The sequence below is a fragment of the Bradyrhizobium xenonodulans genome (genome assembly GCF_027594865.1).
Taxonomy (GTDB): domain Bacteria; phylum Pseudomonadota; class Alphaproteobacteria; order Rhizobiales; family Xanthobacteraceae; genus Bradyrhizobium; species Bradyrhizobium xenonodulans.
The window spans coordinates 3,767,674-3,785,625 of record NZ_CP089391.1 but is presented as its reverse complement, the minus strand read 5'-3'; the positions used below and the strand labels follow the sequence as shown (position 1 = coordinate 3,785,625).

The 17,952-nt window shown below is 66.8% G+C and carries 12 protein-coding genes; 6 read left to right on the top strand and 6 right to left on the bottom strand.

The window, feature by feature from the left end; all coding sequences use genetic code 11:
- Positions 1–83 precede the first annotated feature (83 nt).
- Positions 84–1,376, bottom strand: coding sequence for an N-acetylmuramoyl-L-alanine amidase (locus I3J27_RS17680; RefSeq protein WP_270171793.1), 1,293 nt, complete (start codon positions 1,374–1,376; stop codon positions 84–86).
- 703 nt (positions 1,377–2,079) lie between these two features.
- Here I3J27_RS17680 and I3J27_RS17675 point away from each other — a divergent pair.
- From I3J27_RS17675 to I3J27_RS17665, 3 genes are all read left to right on the top strand, one after another.
- Entirely contained in the window at positions 2,080–5,166 is a 3,087-nt protein-coding gene (locus I3J27_RS17675; RefSeq protein WP_270171791.1) for an Rne/Rng family ribonuclease, read from the top strand.
- A 230-nt stretch (positions 5,167–5,396) separates the two neighbouring features.
- The gene (locus I3J27_RS17670; protein ID WP_270171788.1) at positions 5,397–6,893 is read left to right on the top strand and encodes an amidase; all 1,497 of its coding nucleotides are present in this window, start codon (positions 5,397–5,399) and stop codon (positions 6,891–6,893) included.
- Positions 6,894–6,935: 42 nt separating this feature from the next.
- Positions 6,936–8,168 (top strand): NAD(P)/FAD-dependent oxidoreductase, encoded by a 1,233-nt coding sequence (locus I3J27_RS17665; RefSeq protein WP_270171786.1) that lies wholly within the window; start codon positions 6,936–6,938, stop codon positions 8,166–8,168.
- A 10-nt stretch (positions 8,169–8,178) separates the two neighbouring features.
- On the opposite strand, the gene I3J27_RS17660 is transcribed toward I3J27_RS17665, so the two are convergent.
- Together I3J27_RS17660 and I3J27_RS17655 are read right to left on the bottom strand one after the other, a co-directional pair.
- Positions 8,179–10,263 (bottom strand): tetratricopeptide repeat protein, encoded by a 2,085-nt coding sequence (locus I3J27_RS17660; RefSeq protein ID WP_270171784.1) that lies wholly within the window; start codon positions 10,261–10,263, stop codon positions 8,179–8,181.
- Between the two features lie 59 nt (positions 10,264–10,322).
- Positions 10,323–11,159 carry a helix-turn-helix transcriptional regulator gene (locus I3J27_RS17655; protein WP_270171783.1) on the bottom strand — a complete coding sequence of 279 codons (837 nt, stop codon included), beginning with the start codon at positions 11,157–11,159 and terminating at the stop codon, positions 10,323–10,325.
- A gap of 92 nt (positions 11,160–11,251) precedes the next feature.
- On the opposite strand from I3J27_RS17655, the gene I3J27_RS17650 reads away from it, so the two are divergent.
- Positions 11,252–12,130 carry an SDR family oxidoreductase gene (locus I3J27_RS17650; protein WP_270171781.1) on the top strand — a complete coding sequence of 293 codons (879 nt, stop codon included), beginning with the start codon at positions 11,252–11,254 and terminating at the stop codon, positions 12,128–12,130.
- A 6-nt stretch (positions 12,131–12,136) separates the two neighbouring features.
- On the opposite strand, the gene I3J27_RS17645 is transcribed toward I3J27_RS17650, so the two are convergent.
- The 3 genes from I3J27_RS17645 to I3J27_RS17635 all read right to left on the bottom strand — a co-directional run bounded on the left by I3J27_RS17645 (position 12,137) and on the right by I3J27_RS17635 (position 15,387).
- Positions 12,137–13,471, bottom strand: coding sequence for a dicarboxylate/amino acid:cation symporter (locus tag I3J27_RS17645; protein WP_270171779.1), 1,335 nt, complete (start codon positions 13,469–13,471; stop codon positions 12,137–12,139).
- An 83-nt stretch (positions 13,472–13,554) separates the two neighbouring features.
- Positions 13,555–14,112 carry a biotin transporter BioY gene (locus tag I3J27_RS17640; protein WP_270172828.1) on the bottom strand — a complete coding sequence of 186 codons (558 nt, stop codon included), beginning with the start codon at positions 14,110–14,112 and terminating at the stop codon, positions 13,555–13,557.
- A gap of 87 nt (positions 14,113–14,199) precedes the next feature.
- The gene (locus I3J27_RS17635) at positions 14,200–15,387 is read right to left on the bottom strand and encodes a pyridoxal phosphate-dependent aminotransferase (protein WP_270171777.1); all 1,188 of its coding nucleotides are present in this window, start codon (positions 15,385–15,387) and stop codon (positions 14,200–14,202) included.
- A gap of 210 nt (positions 15,388–15,597) precedes the next feature.
- Here I3J27_RS17635 and I3J27_RS17630 point away from each other — a divergent pair, with 210 nt between their 5' ends.
- Both I3J27_RS17630 and I3J27_RS17625 read left to right on the top strand, forming a co-directional pair.
- Positions 15,598–16,998, top strand: a complete 1,401-nt coding sequence (locus tag I3J27_RS17630) for a M48 family metalloprotease (protein ID WP_270171775.1) — start codon at positions 15,598–15,600, stop codon at positions 16,996–16,998.
- A 91-nt stretch (positions 16,999–17,089) separates the two neighbouring features.
- A complete protein-coding gene (locus tag I3J27_RS17625; protein WP_270171773.1) occupies positions 17,090–17,857 on the top strand; it encodes a DsbA family protein in 768 nt (255 codons plus the stop codon).
- The last annotated feature ends 95 nt before the right edge of the window (positions 17,858–17,952 follow it).

Sequence of the window (17,952 nt, the reverse complement as noted above, 5' to 3'; positions counted from 1 at the left end):
TTTTATAAAGCGCCCGCTGTGGCCAAACTAGGGCTTTTGCGGCGGTACGGAAAATCCCTCTCAATTCGACGATCCCCGGGTCGTCAATTTGACGCCCCGGCGGTAGCCATGCGCTTGGCCAGGAACCCGTCGATCGCCTGGGCCATCGAGCCCACGGCCTTCGACCGCCAGCCCTCCGACACCAGATGCTCGAGGTCGCCCTTGTTGGAGACGTAGCCGATCTCGACCAGCACCGATGGCACGTCGGGCGCCTTCAGCACCCGGAAGCCGGCTGATTTCAGGGGATGCTTGTGCATCCGTACGGTCGACTTCATTTCGCCCATCAAGAGGCGGGCGAAACGGCTTGAAAAGGTGCGGGTTTCCCGCTGGGTGAGGTCGATCAGGATGTCGGCGACATCAGTCGGCTCCTCCGCGAGGTTGAAGCCGGCGATCGCGTCCGCACGGTTTTCCGCATCCGCCAGCCGCTGCGCCTCGGCGTCGGAGGCCTTGTCGGACAGCGTGTAGATGGTCGCGCCCTGCGCATCGCCTTCGGCGCGCGGCAGCGCATCGGCATGGATCGAGACGAACAGCGCGGCCTTGAGGTTGCGGGCGACTTTGACCCGGTCATTGAGGGGGATGAAGGTGTCGTCGTCCCGGGTCAGCACCACGCGGTATTTGCCGGCCTTCTCCAGCCGGTCGCGTAGCGCGAGACCAAAGGCCAGCACCAGATTCTTCTCGCTCTCGCCGCTCGACTGCGTGCCGTTGTCGATGCCGCCATGGCCGGGATCGATCACGACGATCGGGCGGCCATCGGCCTTCTGCTGCGCGGCGTCCGGCGAAGCCGCGGCCGGAACCGTCGCAGGCGGGGCCTCGGCGATCGCGGGTCGCAGCTCCGGGCGGTTTTCCGGGACGAGCGTCGGCACAAAGGCGGTGCGCTCGACCTCCTCGAGTTCGAGGACCAGCCGGGCCGGCTGGCCGTTGGCGGCCTCCACCACGTAGGACTTGGCGATCTTGGCAGGTCCGGTCAGGTCGAACACGATTCGCGAGCCGCCGGGCATGACCAGCCCGTAGCGGAAGGCCTTGACCAGTCCCCGCCCGGTCCCGGTGCCTGCGGGAAGCTGAAAATTGAGCTGGGGCACGTCGACCACCACCCGGTAGGGGTCGCCGAGCGTGCCTGCACGGAAGGTGACGGTCTGATCCAGGTCGAGGATGAAGCGGGTCTGCTTGCCGTCGCCGGCCAGCCGCGCGGCCGAGGCAATCGGAAAATTCGTCACCGCAACAGAGGGTTGCGGCTGGCTTTCCGCCGCGCTCAGGCGCGAGGAATCGGCACATGGCAATACGGCTGCGCACAGCAGCACGCATCCCAGCAAAACCCTTTGATTTGTGCGGCTCGCCACCGATTCCGTGCCTCCGAGCAGCCCTTTTAACGCAATAGAACCACAGGGTTAATTGATCCTTAATGACGGAAACGCGAAACTCGCTGACTGTGACCGCCGTGCGACGCTCCTTGCACGGCTGGCCCATTCCACGTATGTACGGAGTGCTGACGGCCGATATTTCCGGTTGTGTCGCATTCAGCCTCCCGGTGCAGCGCCGGAACTCTCAAGGTTTGGGAATTCCAGCGTTTTCCGTTCTCCTCAAAGACCAGCGCGGTGCGCGGCAGCGAGGTGGAACGGGTCAAGCCCCGGTGGCGGACGGTCCCCGGTTACCTCTGTGTGTCCGGGACGGTTTCGACAGCGACGCGACCCGTTACCCGGTCCCTTAATCCCAAGGGAGCGGTTCGTAATCCCCAAGGCGAGCGCGCTCGCGCCATGCCTGGCCAGCAGCAACTGATTGAGGGGCGGCCCCGCCGCCCAATGTTTCATACGGGCCGACGCTTGATGCGCCAGACTGTGCCGACGAATTCTGAAGGACCATTCGCGACGCTGCGGAGTGACAATCCCGCGCGCCGCTTCGGTCCTGATGCTTCCGATTCGGCAAGGCGCGAGAGACGGCGTTTCGGCCTTCCCCTCACCCCCGAATCAGGTGGACCGTCGCGTCACCCGGCAGCGCTCTTCGCGCCCACGGTGAATCGCGCCCGCCGCCGCCAAGAGTTAAGACATGCCCAACAAGATGTTGATCGATGCCACCCACCCGGAGGAGACCCGGGTCGTCGTGGTCCGCGGCAATCGCGTCGAAGAGTTTGATTTCGAGACCGCGCAACGCAAGCAACTGCGCGGGAATATCTACCTCGCCAAGGTCACCCGGGTGGAGCCCTCGCTCCAGGCCGCCTTCGTCGAATATGGCGGCAACCGCCACGGCTTCCTGGCCTTCAGCGAAATCCATCCCGACTACTACCAGATCCCGGTCGCCGACCGGCAGGCGCTGATCGAGGCCGAGGAACAGGCCCACCGCGAGGCCGAGGAAGAGAGCGAGAACCGCTCCCACGGCCGCCGCCGTTCCCGTCACCGCAACGCCCGTCGCCGCGGTCATGGCGATCGCGTCCGCAGCGACATCGTCGAGGGCCTCGACGCCGGCGCCGATCCGTCGGCCCAGCCGGTCGAGGGCGAGACCCTGCCGGCGCATGCCGAGGGCGCCTCGCAGGACGGCGAACATCTGCACGCCGAGGCCGAGCATCACGGCGAGCACGATCATCACGACCACGATCATGGCGACCATGATCACGACGATCATCATCATGCCCATGATCATGACGACCATGGTCATGAGGGCGAGCACGAACATCACGGTCATGCCGACGAGGCGCCCGCGCCCGTCGCAACAATCGGCGCCGAGCCCGTGGTCGCGACCGAGACCGTCGCCGAGCCGCCGGAGGCTGCCGCTTCCGAGCCGCAAGCTTCCGAAGCCTATGCCGAGGCTCTCGCCGAAACCGTGACATCAGCGGCCGAACCGGCCGATGCTGTGTACGCGGCCGGGGAGAGCGCAGAGGCCTCGCATGCCGAATCCGCCAGCGACACGGCCGAGGACGACGACGACGAAGACGAGGACGAGGACGGCGAGGAAGCCGAGGAGGAAGTCGTCGAATCCGTCGGCGGTGACGACGTGCTGGAGGAAGTGCCCGAGCGCACCTTCCGCCCGCGCCGCCAGTACAAGATCCAGGAAGTCATCAAGCGCCGCCAGGTCATGCTGGTGCAGGTGGTCAAGGAAGAGCGCGGCAACAAGGGCGCGGCGCTGACGACCTATCTCTCGCTCGCCGGCCGCTATGCCGTGTTGATGCCGAACACCGCGCGCGGCGGCGGCATCAGCCGCAAGATCACCAGCGCGCAGGACCGCTCTCGCCTGAAGGAAGTGGTGCAGGATCTGGACGTGCCCGAGGGCATGGGCATCATCCTGCGCACCGCAGGCGCCGCCCGCACCAAGCCCGAGATCAAGCGCGACTTCGAATATCTGATCCGGATGTGGGAGACCGTGCGCGACCTGACGCTGAAGTCGCAGGCGCCGACCCTCGTCTACGAGGAAGGCTCGCTGATCAAGCGCTCGCTGCGCGACCTCTACAACAAGGAGATCGACGAGATCTCGGTTGCCGGTGAATCCGGCTACCGCGAAGCGCGCGACTTCATGAAGATGCTGATGCCCGCCAATGTCGGCGCGGTGAAGCAGTATCGCGACGGCCAGCCGCTGTTCTCGCGCATGGGCGTCGAGAGCCAGCTCGATGCGATGTTCTCGCCGACCGTGCAGTTGCGCTCGGGCGGCTACATCGTGATCAACCAGACCGAAGCGCTGGTCTCGATCGACGTCAACTCGGGACGTTCGACCCGCGAGCACCACATCGAGGACACCGCGCTCAAGACCAATCTGGAAGCGTCCGAAGAGGTCGCCCGCCAGCTTCGCCTGCGCGACCTCGCCGGCCTGATCGTCATCGACTTCATCGACATGGACGAGAAGCGCAACAACCGCGCGGTCGAGCGCAAGCTGTCCGATTGCCTCAGGCAGGACCGCGCGCGCATCCAGGTCGGCCGCATCTCGCATTTCGGCCTGCTCGAGATGTCGCGCCAGCGCATCCGCGCCAGCGTGCTGGAGTCTTCGACCGATCCCTGCCCGCATTGCGGCGGCACCGGCCATGTCCGCTCGGTGTCCTCGGTGGCGCTCCAGCTCCTGCGCGGCCTCGAAGAGATCCTGATGAAGGGCGCGACCCACAATCTCGTGGTCCGCACCCGCACCGACGTCGCGCTCTATGTGCTGAACCACAAGCGCGGCCATCTGCGCGACCTCGAGAACGGCTTCAAGGTCACGCTGTCGGTCATCGCCGACCCCAGCGTCAGCGGACCGCAGGCCTATCTCATCGACCGCGGCGAGCAGGTCCATACGCTGGAAGCCGCCAAGGCGCTGCTCGCGGCGCAGGCGGCAGCGAGCCCGCCGCCCGTGGCCGAAGAGGCCTATGACGACGATGAATTCGATCCGGAGCTGGAATCCGAGGTCGAGACCGAAGAGACCGAAGGTCTCACCGAAGAGCAGGCTTCAGGCGATGCCTCGCCCGAGCAGGACGGCCAGCGCCGCAAGCGCCGCCGTCGTCGCCGCGGCCGCGGCGGCCAGCGCGACGGCGAGGTGCGCGAGGATGGCGCCCCAGTGTCGTCCGAAGCGGCAGTCGCAGCCGGCGAAGGTGAAGAGGACGCCGAGTCCGAGCAGGACGGCGAGGAAGGCGAGGACCAGGCCGCCCGCGGCGAGCAGCAGGGCAGCGCCGATCGCCGCCGCCGGCGTGGTCGCCGTGGCGGACGCCGTCGGCGCGGCGGTGGCGAGGACGGTCTCGCCGGCTCCATCAGCGACGAGCTTGCGGCCGGCGCGCCGCCGGAAGCGACCGACGCGGTTGCCGATTTCGACGGCGCCGGCGGCGAGCCTGCCCCCTCGATCGGGCAGGCCGAGCACATCGCCGAGCCACAGTTCACTCAGCCCGAGCCGCGCGCCGAAGTGCGTACCGAGGCGCCCGCCCAGCCGGAGCCCACGCCGGCTGCCGTTGCTGCAGAAGAAGAGCCCGCCGACGACAGGGCCGCGCGTCGCCGCTCCACGGTCCGGGAAAAGGTGAGCTTCCTGTCGAGCAGCCCAAGCGAGCCGGCCACGCCGGTTGAGCAGGCAGCCGAACCGATTGCCCCGCCGCCGGCACCTGAGCCTGCGCCGGAGCCCGCCAGCGAAACCCCGGCCGCGCCGCGTCGTGCCGGCTGGTGGTCGCGCCGCTTCGGCGGCGGTGAATAAAGCCGGACATCCAACGCGAAACGCCCGGCAAAGCCGGGCGTTTTTGTTTCGACGCTCTGCTTGCTCGCGCGACGACGGCAATTCGTCGTCACCAGAGGTGCGCGTTTGCGCGACGTGATCTTGGCGCAGCTGGTCGTCGAGAGCATTTCCGGAGCGCAAAAACCGGTGTGCAGTGCGCAAGCTGATTTCCGATATGCTAGATCGATTTCACGATTTGAAAGGGACTGGCATTGTCAGAGCTTTGCGATTCCGGCGCCGTTGAGCTGCGCCGCCTGTTGGCGGCACGGGCGATCTCGCCCGTCGAGCTTCTGGACGCTTGCCTGTCCCGCATCGCCGCCATCAATCCCGCCGTCAACGCCGTCGTGACGCTGGACGCATCAGGCGCGCGCGCCGCTGCCAAGGCAGCGGAAGCCGCCATCCTGCGCGGCGAGGATCGCGGCGCGCTGCACGGGCTCCCCGTTCTCATCAAGGACACCCAGGACACCGCCGGGATGCGCTCCACCTATGGCAACCCGCTGCTCGGGGATAACGTCCCGGTCGCCGACCAAGGCTCGGTTGCGCGGTTGCGCGCCGCCGGCGCCATCATCTTCGGCAAGACCAACACGCCGGAATGGGCGGCGGGCGGCAACACCCGCAATCCCGTGTTCGGCGCGACCGGCAATCCCTTCGATCCCATGCGCTCGGCAGCCGGCTCCTCCGGCGGCTCGGCAGTGGCGCTCGCCTGCGGCATGGCCCCGCTCGCCTCGGGCTCCGACACCGGCGGCTCCCTGCGCAATCCGGCCGGCTTCGCCGGCATCGTCGGCATGCGCCCGTCCTACGGGCTCGTGCCCAGCGAGAAGCGCATCTTCGGCTGGTCCAACCTGTCGACCGACGGGCCGATGGCGCGCAACGTCGCCGATGCCGCGCTGATGCTGTCGGTGATGGCGAGCGACGATAGCCGCGATCCCCTCGCCTATACGCTGCCCGGCGAACCCTTGCGCGGTCGTGCCGAGCGCTGGGCCGCCGCGCGCCCCGCAGACCTCGGCCAGCTGCGCCTCGCTGTCACCGAGGACTTTGGCTTCGCCCCGACCGAGCAGGCGATCCGGCGCGTGTTTCGTACACGTGTGAAAAAGCTCGCGCCGCTGTTCGCCGAATGCCGCGAGGCGACGCCAGACTGCTCCGGCGCCGACGATGCCTTCGCCGTGCTGCGGGCGGGCATGTTCCTGGCGACGCACGGCAAGAACTACAAAGAACGTCCCGAAATGCTCGGCCCCAATGTCCGCGCCAATGTCGAGGAAGGCCTCGGCTACACGCTCGAAGACCACGCGCGGGCGGCAACGACGCAGACGCGGATCTATCGCGCCTGGCAAAGCTTCTTCGAAGCTACCGACGTGCTGATCAGCCCGACCATCACGCTGAGCCCGCGGCCGTGGTCGGAGCTCTACCCGGCCGAGATCGATGGCGTGCCGACCAAATCTTACTTCCACTGGCTCGCGCTCGCTTATGCCGTCACGCTTCCCGGCCATCCCGCGATCAGCATTCCGCTCGGCCTCGATGAATCCGGCCTGCCCTTCGGCCTCCAGATCGTCGGGCCGCGTGGCGGCGACGCCGTCGTGCTCTCGGTTGCCGCGAGCCTTGAGGCCGCGTTCGCAGGCGAGCCGCAAATGTGCCGGCCGGTCCCCGATCTGACGCGGCTCGCCGCGGCGCCCCCGCTGTCGGCCGTTCCCGGCTTCCTCGCCTGGGAATGACCGACCTCGCCCTACAACCGGCCTGACAGGAGAATTCTCCCGATGCAAAGCGCGATCATTCTCGGCGGCGGCATGATCGGTGTCAGCGCAGCGCTGCACCTGCAGCAGCGCGGCTGGTCCGTCACCCTCGTCGACCGCAGGGAGCCGGGCCGCGAGACCAGCTACGGCAATGCCGGCATGATCCAGGCGGAGGCGGTGCGCCCCTATCCGATGCCGCGCGACCTCGCCTCGCTGCTCAAGATCGCGACCGGCCGCACCAATGACGTGCGCTACAGCCTGTCGTCGCTCCATCTCCATATCGAGCCCCTGCTCCGCTACTGGTGGCATTCGGCGCCGAAGCGGCATCGCGAGGCGGTCGACGCATGGGCGCGGCTGATCGCCTATGCGACCGCGGAGCACGACCTCCTCATCCGCGAAGCCCATGCCGACAATCTGATCCGCCGCGCCGGCTATCGGCATCTGCACCGCGACGCAGCGTCCTTCGATCTCGCCGTCAAATCGGCGGAAGAAGACCAGCGCGAATTCGGCGTGAGGTTTCGTGCGCTCTCAGGGCCCGAGCTCGCCAAGGCCGAGCCGATCCTGCGCGACGATCTTCCCGGCGCGATCCATTGGCTCGACACCTGGACCGTGTCCGATCCCGGCGCGCTGGTCACAGCCTATGCCGAGCTATTCGAGCGCCTCGGCGGCACCATCGTGCTCGGTGATGCCCAGAGCCTGCAGCAGACCGCGACGGGATGGTCGGTCGATACGGACCAGGGTCGCATCGACGCGGCCCATGCCGTCGTGACGCTCGGACCATGGTCGCCCGATCTCCTCACCAAATTCGGCTATCGCATTCCGCTGGTGCGCAAGCGCGGCTATCATATGCATTACAGCGGCGGTGCGTCGCTCGACCTGCCGCTGGTCGACAAGGGCAACGGCTATGCCATGGGTCCGATGGCCAAGGGAATCCGCATTACCACCGGTGCGGAATTGACCGGCATGGATGCGCTCGCAACGCCCGTGCAGCTTGCCAGCGCCGAGGCGTCGGCACGCGAGCTGATCGACCTCGGCAAGCGCGTCGAGCCCGATCCGTGGTTCGGCACCCGCCCCTGCACGCCGGACATGCTGCCGGTGCTGGGCCGCGCTCCGCGCCACCCCGGCCTCTGGATGAATTTCGGCCACGGCCATCAGGGTTTTACGCTGGGACCCGCGACCGGGCGCCTGCTTGCCGAGATCATGAGCGACGAGACGCCCGTGATCGATCCGGCGCCTTACCGGCCGGAGCGGTTTTAGTCTTGTTTTCTTAGGCCTGGGCCTTCGCCGCAAGCACCGCGAGCGCGGCCGAGATGCGCAGCAGCGGGTCGTCCCATTCGCGCGGGGCGCGCTGGCGGAACAGTCGCATGGTCGGATACCAGGGACTGTCCTCGCGGTCGCGCAGCCAGCGCCAGTCGAGCGCGTAAGGCGTCAGCATCCAGACCGGACGGCCGAGCGCGCCGGCGAGATGGGCGACGGACGTATCGACGGCAATGACGAGATCGAGCGCCGCGACCGCCGCGGCGGTATCCGCGAAATCGCCCAGCGCAGGCGCAAGATCGACGATGTCGCTGCCGAGGGCCGCCAGCACCTCGCCATCGTCGGGGCGCGGCTCCTTCTGCAAGGAGTAGAGCTGCACGCCTGGCATCACGAGGCGCGGCAGCACCGCCGCGGCCGGAAGCGAGCGCTGCCGGTCGCCCTTGTGCCTGGCATTGCCGGCCCAGACCACACCGACTTTCAGCGCCGTCGCGCCCGCGAGCGCAACCTGCCAGCGTGACAGTCTTGCGGGATCGGGATGCAGATACGGCACGTCCGCCGGAATGGTGTCGAGCGTGGTGCCGAAGATCCGCGGCAGGTTCATCAGCGGCAGTTGCAGATCGAACGGCGGCAGCGGCTCGCCGCGCGCGATCACGGTCACGTCGGGCAGTTGCCGCAGCAGCGAGGCCAGCGCGGGCTGGACCTGCAAGATGATCTGTCCGCCGCGTGCAGCCGCCATCGGCAAATAGCGCACGAAATGCAGGGCATCGCCGAGGCCGTACTCGGCGAACAGCAGCAAGGTGCGGCCGTTCAGAGGCTCGCCCTGCCATTCGGGCTCGGTGAACGAAGGATCTCCGTCCGACAGCGTCTTGCACTTGCGGCGCCAGCGATAGGCTTCGAACCCATTGGCGAAATCGCCGTTCATGAGCAGGAAGTGCGCGTGGTTGTATTGCGCAAGCGGCTGCTCGGGATCGAGCGCGACCGCACGATGCGAGACCGCGAGCGCCTCGTCGATCTCGCCGGCATTGCGCAGCGCGACCGCGAGATTGGCATGCCCCTTGGCATAGGCGGGGTCGGACACGACCGCGCAGCGATGCGCGGCAACCGCATCGTCGACGCGCTCCTGCTTCTCGAAGATGATGCCGAGATTGGTCCAGGCCGGGGCGTGATCCGGCTTCAGCAGCAGCGCGTGCTCGCAGGAAGCAATCGCCTCATCCAGGGCGCCGAGCTCGGAGAGGCAGGCGCCGAGATTGCTGGCGATGACATGATCGGATGAATCCTGCGCAAAGCTCCGCCTGTAGATCTCGGCAGCCTCCGGCAGGTGACCGGCCTCATGCAGGACGAGCCCGAGCAGCCGCAGCGCCGGAGCGTTGTCCGGCACCAGCGCAATCGCGCGGCGGTACCGGACGATGGCATCTTCGAGCAATCCCTGCCGATAGAGCGCGGCACCGAGATTGCAAAGCAGCGCCGCATCGTCTGGATCGGCGACGAGCGCGCGGCTGTAGGCGGCCGCCGCTTCGCCGAACTTCATCTGGTCCATCAGGAGATTGCCGAAATTGAGCCACACGCCGCGATAGTCCGGCTCCCGCGCGATGACCGCGCGATAGGCCTCCTCCGCTTCGGCCGGACGCCCTTGCTCCGCAAGCACGACGGCAAGGTTGAAGCAGGCCCGCGTCAGATGCGCGTCGAGCGCGAGCGCGCGGCGGTAGGCGGCTTCCGCCTCGTCGAAGCGCGAGAGCTCGCCGAGCGCCACACCGAGCTTGTTGTGCAGGCCGGCATCATCCGGACGCCGGACCAGGGCGCGCCGGAACGCGGCCACAGCGCCCTCCTGCTCGCCCTTCACCGCCAGCGCATCGCCGAGCGTGACGAGGGCCGGCGCGTGCTCCGGATCGATGTTGAAGACGCGGCCGAGCAGCGCGGCGCCATCGGGCGCGCGGTCGGTGACGAAGGCGGCCACCGCCGCAAGATGCAGCGCCGGCAGATGATCCGGCTCTGCCCTCAGCACCTCCGCACAGAGCGCGTCGGCCTGATCCGGCCGCCCCGCGGCAAAATGCTCCGCCGCCTGCAAAACAATCCGATGCACAGTCGCATTGCCCACGATGCCGCCCGCCCCTTCAAAGTCAGATGCGGGTTAAACGCACGAGGCGGCAAATTCCGTCAGTCGGCGCGCTCGGCGAGCAACTTCCTGATCTGTTCGGTGTCCGCGGGCGTCGCCGGATTGTAGACGATCATGCTGAGGTCGGAGCGGCCCTCGACATTGAAGCTCGAATATTCGAACGACATGGTGCCGTGAACGGGGTGCCGCAGCCGCTTGGTGCCGTCGCCATGATGGCGTACGTCGTTGTCGCGCCAGAGGCGTGCGAATTCCGGGCTGGTGCGGCAGAGCTCGTCGACGAAATCGGCGACGTGCGAGACGGCGCCTGCGCGCGCCGCGTCGGCCCTGAACGCCGCCACCACGAAGCGGGCCACGCTGTCCCAGTCATATTGCGCGGCGCGCACGCGCGGATCGCAGAAGATGAAGCGCAGGATGTTGCGCTTGTCCGGCGGGATCGCGCCGTAGTCCGTCAGCACGACACTGGCGGCGCGGTTCCAGGCGACGACGTCCCAGGTCGCAGTCCGCACCAAGGCCGGGCTGAATGCGAGCGCGTCGAGCACGCGCTGCAACCGCGGCGAGACGCCCTCGGTGGCCTGGTAGCGCACGTCGGGCGGACGGCCGAGGCCGATCAGGAACAGATGCTCGCGCTCGACATCGGTCAGCATCAGCGCGCGGGCGATGCGGTCGAGCACGTCGGCCGACGGTGCGCCGCCGCGGCCCTGCTCCAGCCAGGTGTACCAGGTCGGGCTGATATTGGCGCGCTGCGCCACCTCCTCACGGCGCAGTCCGGGCGTGCGCCTGCGGCTGCCGGCGAGCCCGAACGCGGCAGCGTCGAGCCGGGTGCGGCGGTCCTTCAGATAGGTGCCGAGCAGGTTTTCGGCTGAAGCGGTCTCGCTCATCCTGTTAGCTATTATACCCTGATAAGGTCACTACTTTACCCGGATAATACTAGCGCAGATACTCGTCTCCACCAACCCTCTGGAGATCGCTCATGCGTGTTTTCGTCACCGGCGCCACCGGCTTCGTCGGCTCCGCCGTCGTTCGCGACCTGATCGCCGCCGGCCACCGTGTCACCGGCCTCGCCCGCTCCGACGCGGGTGCCGCCGCGCTCATCGCGATGGGCGCCGAGATCCATCGCGGCGCGCTGGAGGACCATGCGTCTCTGCGCAGCGGCGCGGCTACTTCCGACGGCGTGCTTCACCTCGGCTTCAACCACGATTTCTCGAAGTTCACCGAGAACTGCGCGCTCGACCGCCGCGCCATCCTGGCGCTCGGCGAGGAGCTGAAGGGCTCCGAGCGTCCGCTCATCGTCACGTCAGGCGTCGCCCTGCTCGCGCCCGGACGGCTCGCGACCGAGGACGACGAAGCGTCGCAACATTTCCCGCGCGTCTCGGAATCGACCGCATTGTCGCTCGCCGGCGTGCGCGCCGCCGCGGTTCGGCTTCCTCCGTCGACGCATGGCGAAGGCGATCACGGCTTCGTCCCGATCCTCATCAACCTCGCGCGCGAAAAAGGCGTGGCGGCCTATATCGGTGACGGCATGAACCGCTGGCCGGCCGCGCACCGCACCGACGCCGCACGCGTCTACCGGCTCGCACTGGAGCAAGGCGCAACCATGAAGCACTATCACGCCATCGCCGAGGAAGGCGTCCCGTTCAAGACGATCGCGGCGGTGATCGGCAACAGGCTCGGGGTGCCCGTGGTCTCGCAATCTCCTGATGAAGCCGAGGCGCATTTCGGCTGGTTCGCGCGATTTGCGGCGGTCGACGTTCCGACCTCGAGCGCGAAGACGCGCGCCATGCTCGGCTGGGAACCCAAAGAAAAAGGGCTGATCGAAGATCTCGACCAGCCCCATTACTTCAGGACCTGACGGCACTCAGTCCGTCGTGACGGCGGTTTCCATGTCGGTCGGATCGATCTGCCTGGCGAGGGCGGCATTGAGCTTGTCGCGGTCGAGCTCGCCTTCCCACCAGGCGACGATCACGCAGGCCACGCCGTTGCCGCAGAGATTGGTCAGTGCGCGGCACTCGCTCATGAACTTGTCGATGCCGAGCACGATCGCCATGCCCGGCACGAGGCGTGGATCGACCACGGCGAGCGTCGCGGCCAGCGTGATGAAGCCGGCACCGGTGATGCCGGAGGCACCCTTCGAGGTCAGCATCGCCACGACCAGGATGGTGAGCTGCTGGGCGAAGGAGAGATCGAAACCGAGCGCCTGTGCGATGAACAGCGTCGCCAGCGTCATGTAGATGTTGGTGCCGTCGAGGTTGAACGAGTAGCCCGTGGGCACCACGAGACCGACCACCGACTTGGAGCAGCCCAGACGCTCGAGCTTCTCCATCAAGGACGGCAGCGCGCTCTCCGAGGACGAGGTGCCGAGCACGATCAGGAGCTCGTCCTTGATGTAGGCCAGAAACTTGAAGATCGAGAATCCGGCTATGCGCGCAATGATGCCGAGCACGACGAACACGAACAGCGCCGCGGTGACGTAGAACGTGGCGATCAGCCCGATCAAATTGAGGATCGCGCCGGTGCCGAACTTGCCGATGGTGTAGGCCATCGCGCCGAACGCGCCGATCGGCGCCGCGCGCATCACGATGGAGATGACGCCGAACACCGCATGCGCGGCATCGTCGATGAAGCTGCGGATCGTGTGGCCGCGCTCTCCGAGCCCCATGAGGGCGAATCCGAACAGCACCGAGAACAGCAGCACCTGCAGGATTTCGCCCTGCGCAAAGGCGCCGACCACGGTGTCCGGAATGATGTGCAGCACGAAGTCGACGGACTTCTGGCCGGCGGCCTGCTTGGCGTAATTTGCGACGGCGGCCTCGTTCGCTGCCGCATTGCCGAAGCCTGCGCCCGGCCTCACCAGATTGCCGATGAGGAGTCCGATCACCAGGGCGAAGGTCGAGACGACCTCGAAATAGACCAGTGCCTTGACGCCGATGCGGCCGACCTTCTTGGCGTCCTGGATGTGGGCAATGCCGGAGACGACGGTGCAGAAGATGATCGGGGCGATCACCATCTTGATCAGCTTGATGAAGCCGTCGCCGAGCGCCTTGATCCAGTCGTTGGTGGCGACCTGTGGCCACAGCCAGCCGACGATGGCGCCGAGCACGATCGCGATCAGCACCTGGACGTAGAGAACCTTGTACCACGGCTTTGCTGCGGGCGGCGCGACCGGCGCCTCCGCCATCGTTGTCGTCGTCATCGTTTCACTCCCCCTCAAACTCAAAGCCAGCCAAGATCAACTTGGCCGGCTCTGTCAATTGGAACTGCTCGTTGTTGTGCGCTTTACCCGCGGCGATCGACGATCCGGCGGGCCGCCGGCATCAGCGTCGCGCCAAGCGCGTTCTTCACCAGCGAGGCCGCGACGAACGGCATCAGCCCGACCTGCCACGCCTTGGACATGCCGAGGCCGAGGCCGAAGGCCAGCCAGCCGAAGCCGGCGGCGAGAATGACGACGTGGCCGACCGCCATGGCCGCAAACAGCAACATCACGCTGCGATCCCAGCCGCGTTCGGCGAGCCAGCCGGTGACGAAGGCGGCGCCAACGAAGCCGAACAGATAGCCGGCGGTCGGGCCGACCAGCGGTGCAATCCCACCAACCGGGCCGGCGAACACCGGCAGCCCCATCGCGCCCTCAGCGAGGTAGGCAATCATGGTTGCGCTGCCAAGGCGCCAGCCATAGGCGGCGCCGATCATCAGCACGACCAGCGTCTGCAACGTCATGGGCACGTAAGGCAGCGGCAGGTTCACCTTGGCTGATAGCGCCATCAAGACGGTGCCGAGCGCAATCAGCACGACAGCGCGAAGCGCGCCGACGGCTTCACCGGGCCGGGTCGGCCACATCAAGGCGGCGAGAGGAGAATGCGTGGCGGTGGTGGGGACAGAACGGTCAGACAAGATCAACTCCAGAAGGCTGTCGAAAACTGGCGGCTATTTAAGCCAGTGAGCGATCCGGTCAACTGCCTCCCGCATCTCATCAGCCGAGCGGGCATAGGACAGCCGTATGAACGAACGGCCATGGATGGGATCGAAATCGAGGCCGGGCGTGGCCGCAACGTGGGCCTGCTCCAGCATCTGCTTGGCGAACTCGAAACTGTCGGAGGTGAAATCGGAGACGTCGGCGTAGAGATAGAATGCACCGTCGGCCGGCAGGAATTTGCGCAGGCCTGCTCTTGGCAATCCCTCGATCAGGATGCGGCGGTTCTCCTGATAGCCGTGCTTGATCTCCTCCATCTCGGCCGCACCGTCGAAGGCGGCTTCGGCTGCGATCTGCGACAGCGACGGCACCGAGATCGACAGGTTCTGCTGCAGCCGCTCGATCGGCCGCACCAGCATCTCCGGCACGACCATCCAGCCGACGCGCCAGCCGGTCATGCAAAAATATTTCGAGAAGGAGTTGATCACGAGTGCATGCGCGGAGAGCGATGCCGCCGTCACCGCCGGAAACGAATAGTCGAGCCCGTGATAGATCTCGTCCGAGATGAAGCGAATGCCGGCATCTTCCGCCGCCGCGATCAGGCCGGCGAGCGCCTCGCGGGACATCATCGTTCCCGTTGGATTGGCCGGGCTGCCGACCAGCACACCCTTCAGCGGTGCCTTGCGATGCGCGGCCAGCAATGCCTCGCCGGTCAACGCATGACGCGTCTCATTCGTGGTCTCGATCAGCACCGGCTCGCAACCGAGCGCGGTGAGGATGTGGCGGTACGGCGGATAGCCCGGCACCGTCACGGCGACGCGGTCGCCGGGCTCGAACATCGACAGGAAGGCCAGGATGAACCCGCCGGAGGAACCGGTCGTCACCACGATCCTGTCAGGGCTGACGTCACAGCCATAGGCGTCGCGATAATGCCGCGCGATGCGCGCGCGCAATGAGGGGATGCCGAGCGCGGAGGTATAATCGATCCGCCCCGCCTCGAGCGCCGCATGGGCGGCCGCGATCGCGGTCCTGGGGGCGCCGGTTGCGGGCTGGCCGACCTCCATGTGGATGACGTGGCCGCCGGCCGCCTCGATTCGGGCCGCCTCCGCCATCACGTCCATCACCATGAACGGGGGAACATCGCTGCGGCGGGAGGGCTCAAGCCACTGCCCCAACCGGTTCCTCAATGTCGCATCGTGCATTGATTTCTGCTATTTCGCTGCCGAACCGGTCGGTCCGGTCCGGGAAACGGGGCTCTTGCGCCCCAGACTGGCCGCATTGTACGGCTCATAAGGAGTACGGCTCACAAGGGCATATCGCGTATCCGGTCCGCCGCCAATCGCCAAAAACCAATCACGAAACTGCTTGATCAAGACCGTTTGACCAAGCCCTTTGTTGACCCAGACCGCCTGATGTTGCTTCAGATCGCATTGCGCAAGAAGGCCTCTGCCCTCACCGCCCTCGTCACGGCCGCGGCGATCGCGCTGTTGCCGATCCCGGCCGCGCATGCGCAGGCCAAGGGGCCGCCGGTCCTGCGCGACACCGAAACCGAGCAGCTGCTGCGCGAATATACCCGCCCGATCCTGCGCGTCGCCGGTCTGGAGAAGCAGAACATCCAGATGGTGATCATCAACGACGGCTCGTTCAACGCGTTCGTCGCGGACGGCCGCCGCATCTTCGTCAATTGGGGCGCGATCCTCCAGTCGGAGACGCCGAACCAGATCATCGGCGTGCTCGCGCACGAGACCGGGCATCTGGCCGGCGGTCATCTGTCCAAGCTGCGTGAGCAGCTCGCCGCCGCCCAGACCCAGATGATCATCGCGATGCTGCTCGGCGCCGGAGCGATCGCCGCGGGCAGCACCCAGCGCAGCAGCACAGGCAACAACGGGCTCGCCAATGCCGGCGCCGCCGCGATCGCCGCTCCGCAGGAAGTGATCCGCCGCACGTTGCTGTCCTATCAGCGCCAGCAGGAGGAGAACGCCGACCGCGCCGGCGTGAAATTCCTGACCGCAACCCAGCAGTCGCCGAAGGGCATGTACGAGACCTTCAAGCGCTTCACCAGCGAGAGCCTGTTCGCAGCCCGCGGCGCCGATCCCTATCTCCAGTCGCACCCGATGCCCGCCGAACGCGTCGCCTCCCTCCAGGAATTCGCCAGCTCCAGCCCCTATTGGGACAAGAAGGACGATCCCGCGCTGCAGCTCCGCCACGACATGGTGCGCGCCAAGATTTCCGCGTTCATGGAGCGGCCGGAGACGGTGTACCGCCGCTATCCCCAGACCAACGACAGCCTGCCGGCGCGCTATGCCCGCGCCATCAGCACCTATCTGCACGGCGATCTGCGCAGCGCGCTGGCCCAGGTCGACGCGCTGATTCAGGTCCAGCCCAACAACCCGTATTTTTACGAGGTGCGCGGCCAGGCGCTGCTGGAGGGCGGCAAGCCGGCCGAAGCGATCCCTGCCCTGCGCAAGGCGGCGCAGCTCTCGAACAACGCGCCCCTCATCGAGATGTTACTTGGGCAGGCTCTGGTTGGATCCGATAATAAGGCCTACACGGACGATGCCGTTCGGATTCTCCGGGCCGCGGTGGCGCGGGAACCGGAGGCTGCCCTCGGTTACATGCAGCTCGCGATGGCCTATGGCCGGAAGGGCGATTATGCCGAGGCGGATCTGGCGTCGGCGCAGGCCGCTTTTCTGCGCGGCGACAACAAGACCGCCCGCGAGCTCGCCACGCGCGCGAAAACCCGTTTCGCCGTCGGCACGCCCGGATGGGTCAAGGCCGACGACATCGTGGCGGCCAAGCCGCCGCGTAACTAGATCGACGACAACGACGCACGACGTCACGACACCGAGCTTTGAGTCCGCCGGGACGTTTTCCGAAACCTGCTTTGGATAAGAGGATTTGCCTATGCTTTCGCTGCGCCTGCTTGCTCCCGCGCTGTTCGCGCTCGCCATGTTCGGCGCCGCCGTGCCCGCGTCGGCCGACAGCTTCTCCGATGCCCAGCGCACCGACATCGAGGCGATCGTCAGGAACTATTTGATCGCTCATCCGGAGGTGCTCGAGGAAGCGATGGCCGAGCTCAGCAAGCGCCAGGCCGCGGCCGAAACGCAGAAGCACGAGGCCAGCATCGCGCAGAACTCCGAGGCGATCTTCAACTCGCCGCGCCAGGTCGTGCTCGGCAACAAGGACGGCGACGTCACCTTCGTCGAGTTCTTCGATTACAATTGCGGCTACTGCAAGCGCGCGATGGACGACATGCTCACCATCATGAAGGGCGATCCGAAGCTGAAGGTCGTGCTGAAGGAGTTTCCGGTGCTGAGCCAAGGCTCGGTCGAAGCCGCCCAGGTCGCGGTCGCCGTGCGCATGCAGGATCCCACCGGCAAGAAGTACCTCGACTTCCACCAGAAGCTGCTCGGCGGCCGCGGCGCCGCCGACAAGGCGCGCGCGCTGCAGGCGGCGAAGGAAGCCGGCCTCGACACCGCCAAGATCGAGAAGGACATCGGCAGCCCCGAGGTCCGCGCCACCATCGAGGAGAACTTCAAGCTGGCGGAGGCGATGGGCATGAACGGCACGCCGAGCTACGTGATCGGCAAGCAGATCGTGATCGGCGCCGTCGGCGTCGAGGGCCTCAAGGAAAAGATTGGCCTTGCACGCTGCGGCAAGGCGACTTGTTGATGACCTGTTCCAGGACCTGAAAACGCGATGAGGCCGGCTTCAAAGCCGGCCTTTTTTCTTGCACCTGGGCGTGGCGCAATCGTGCAAAGCCGTTC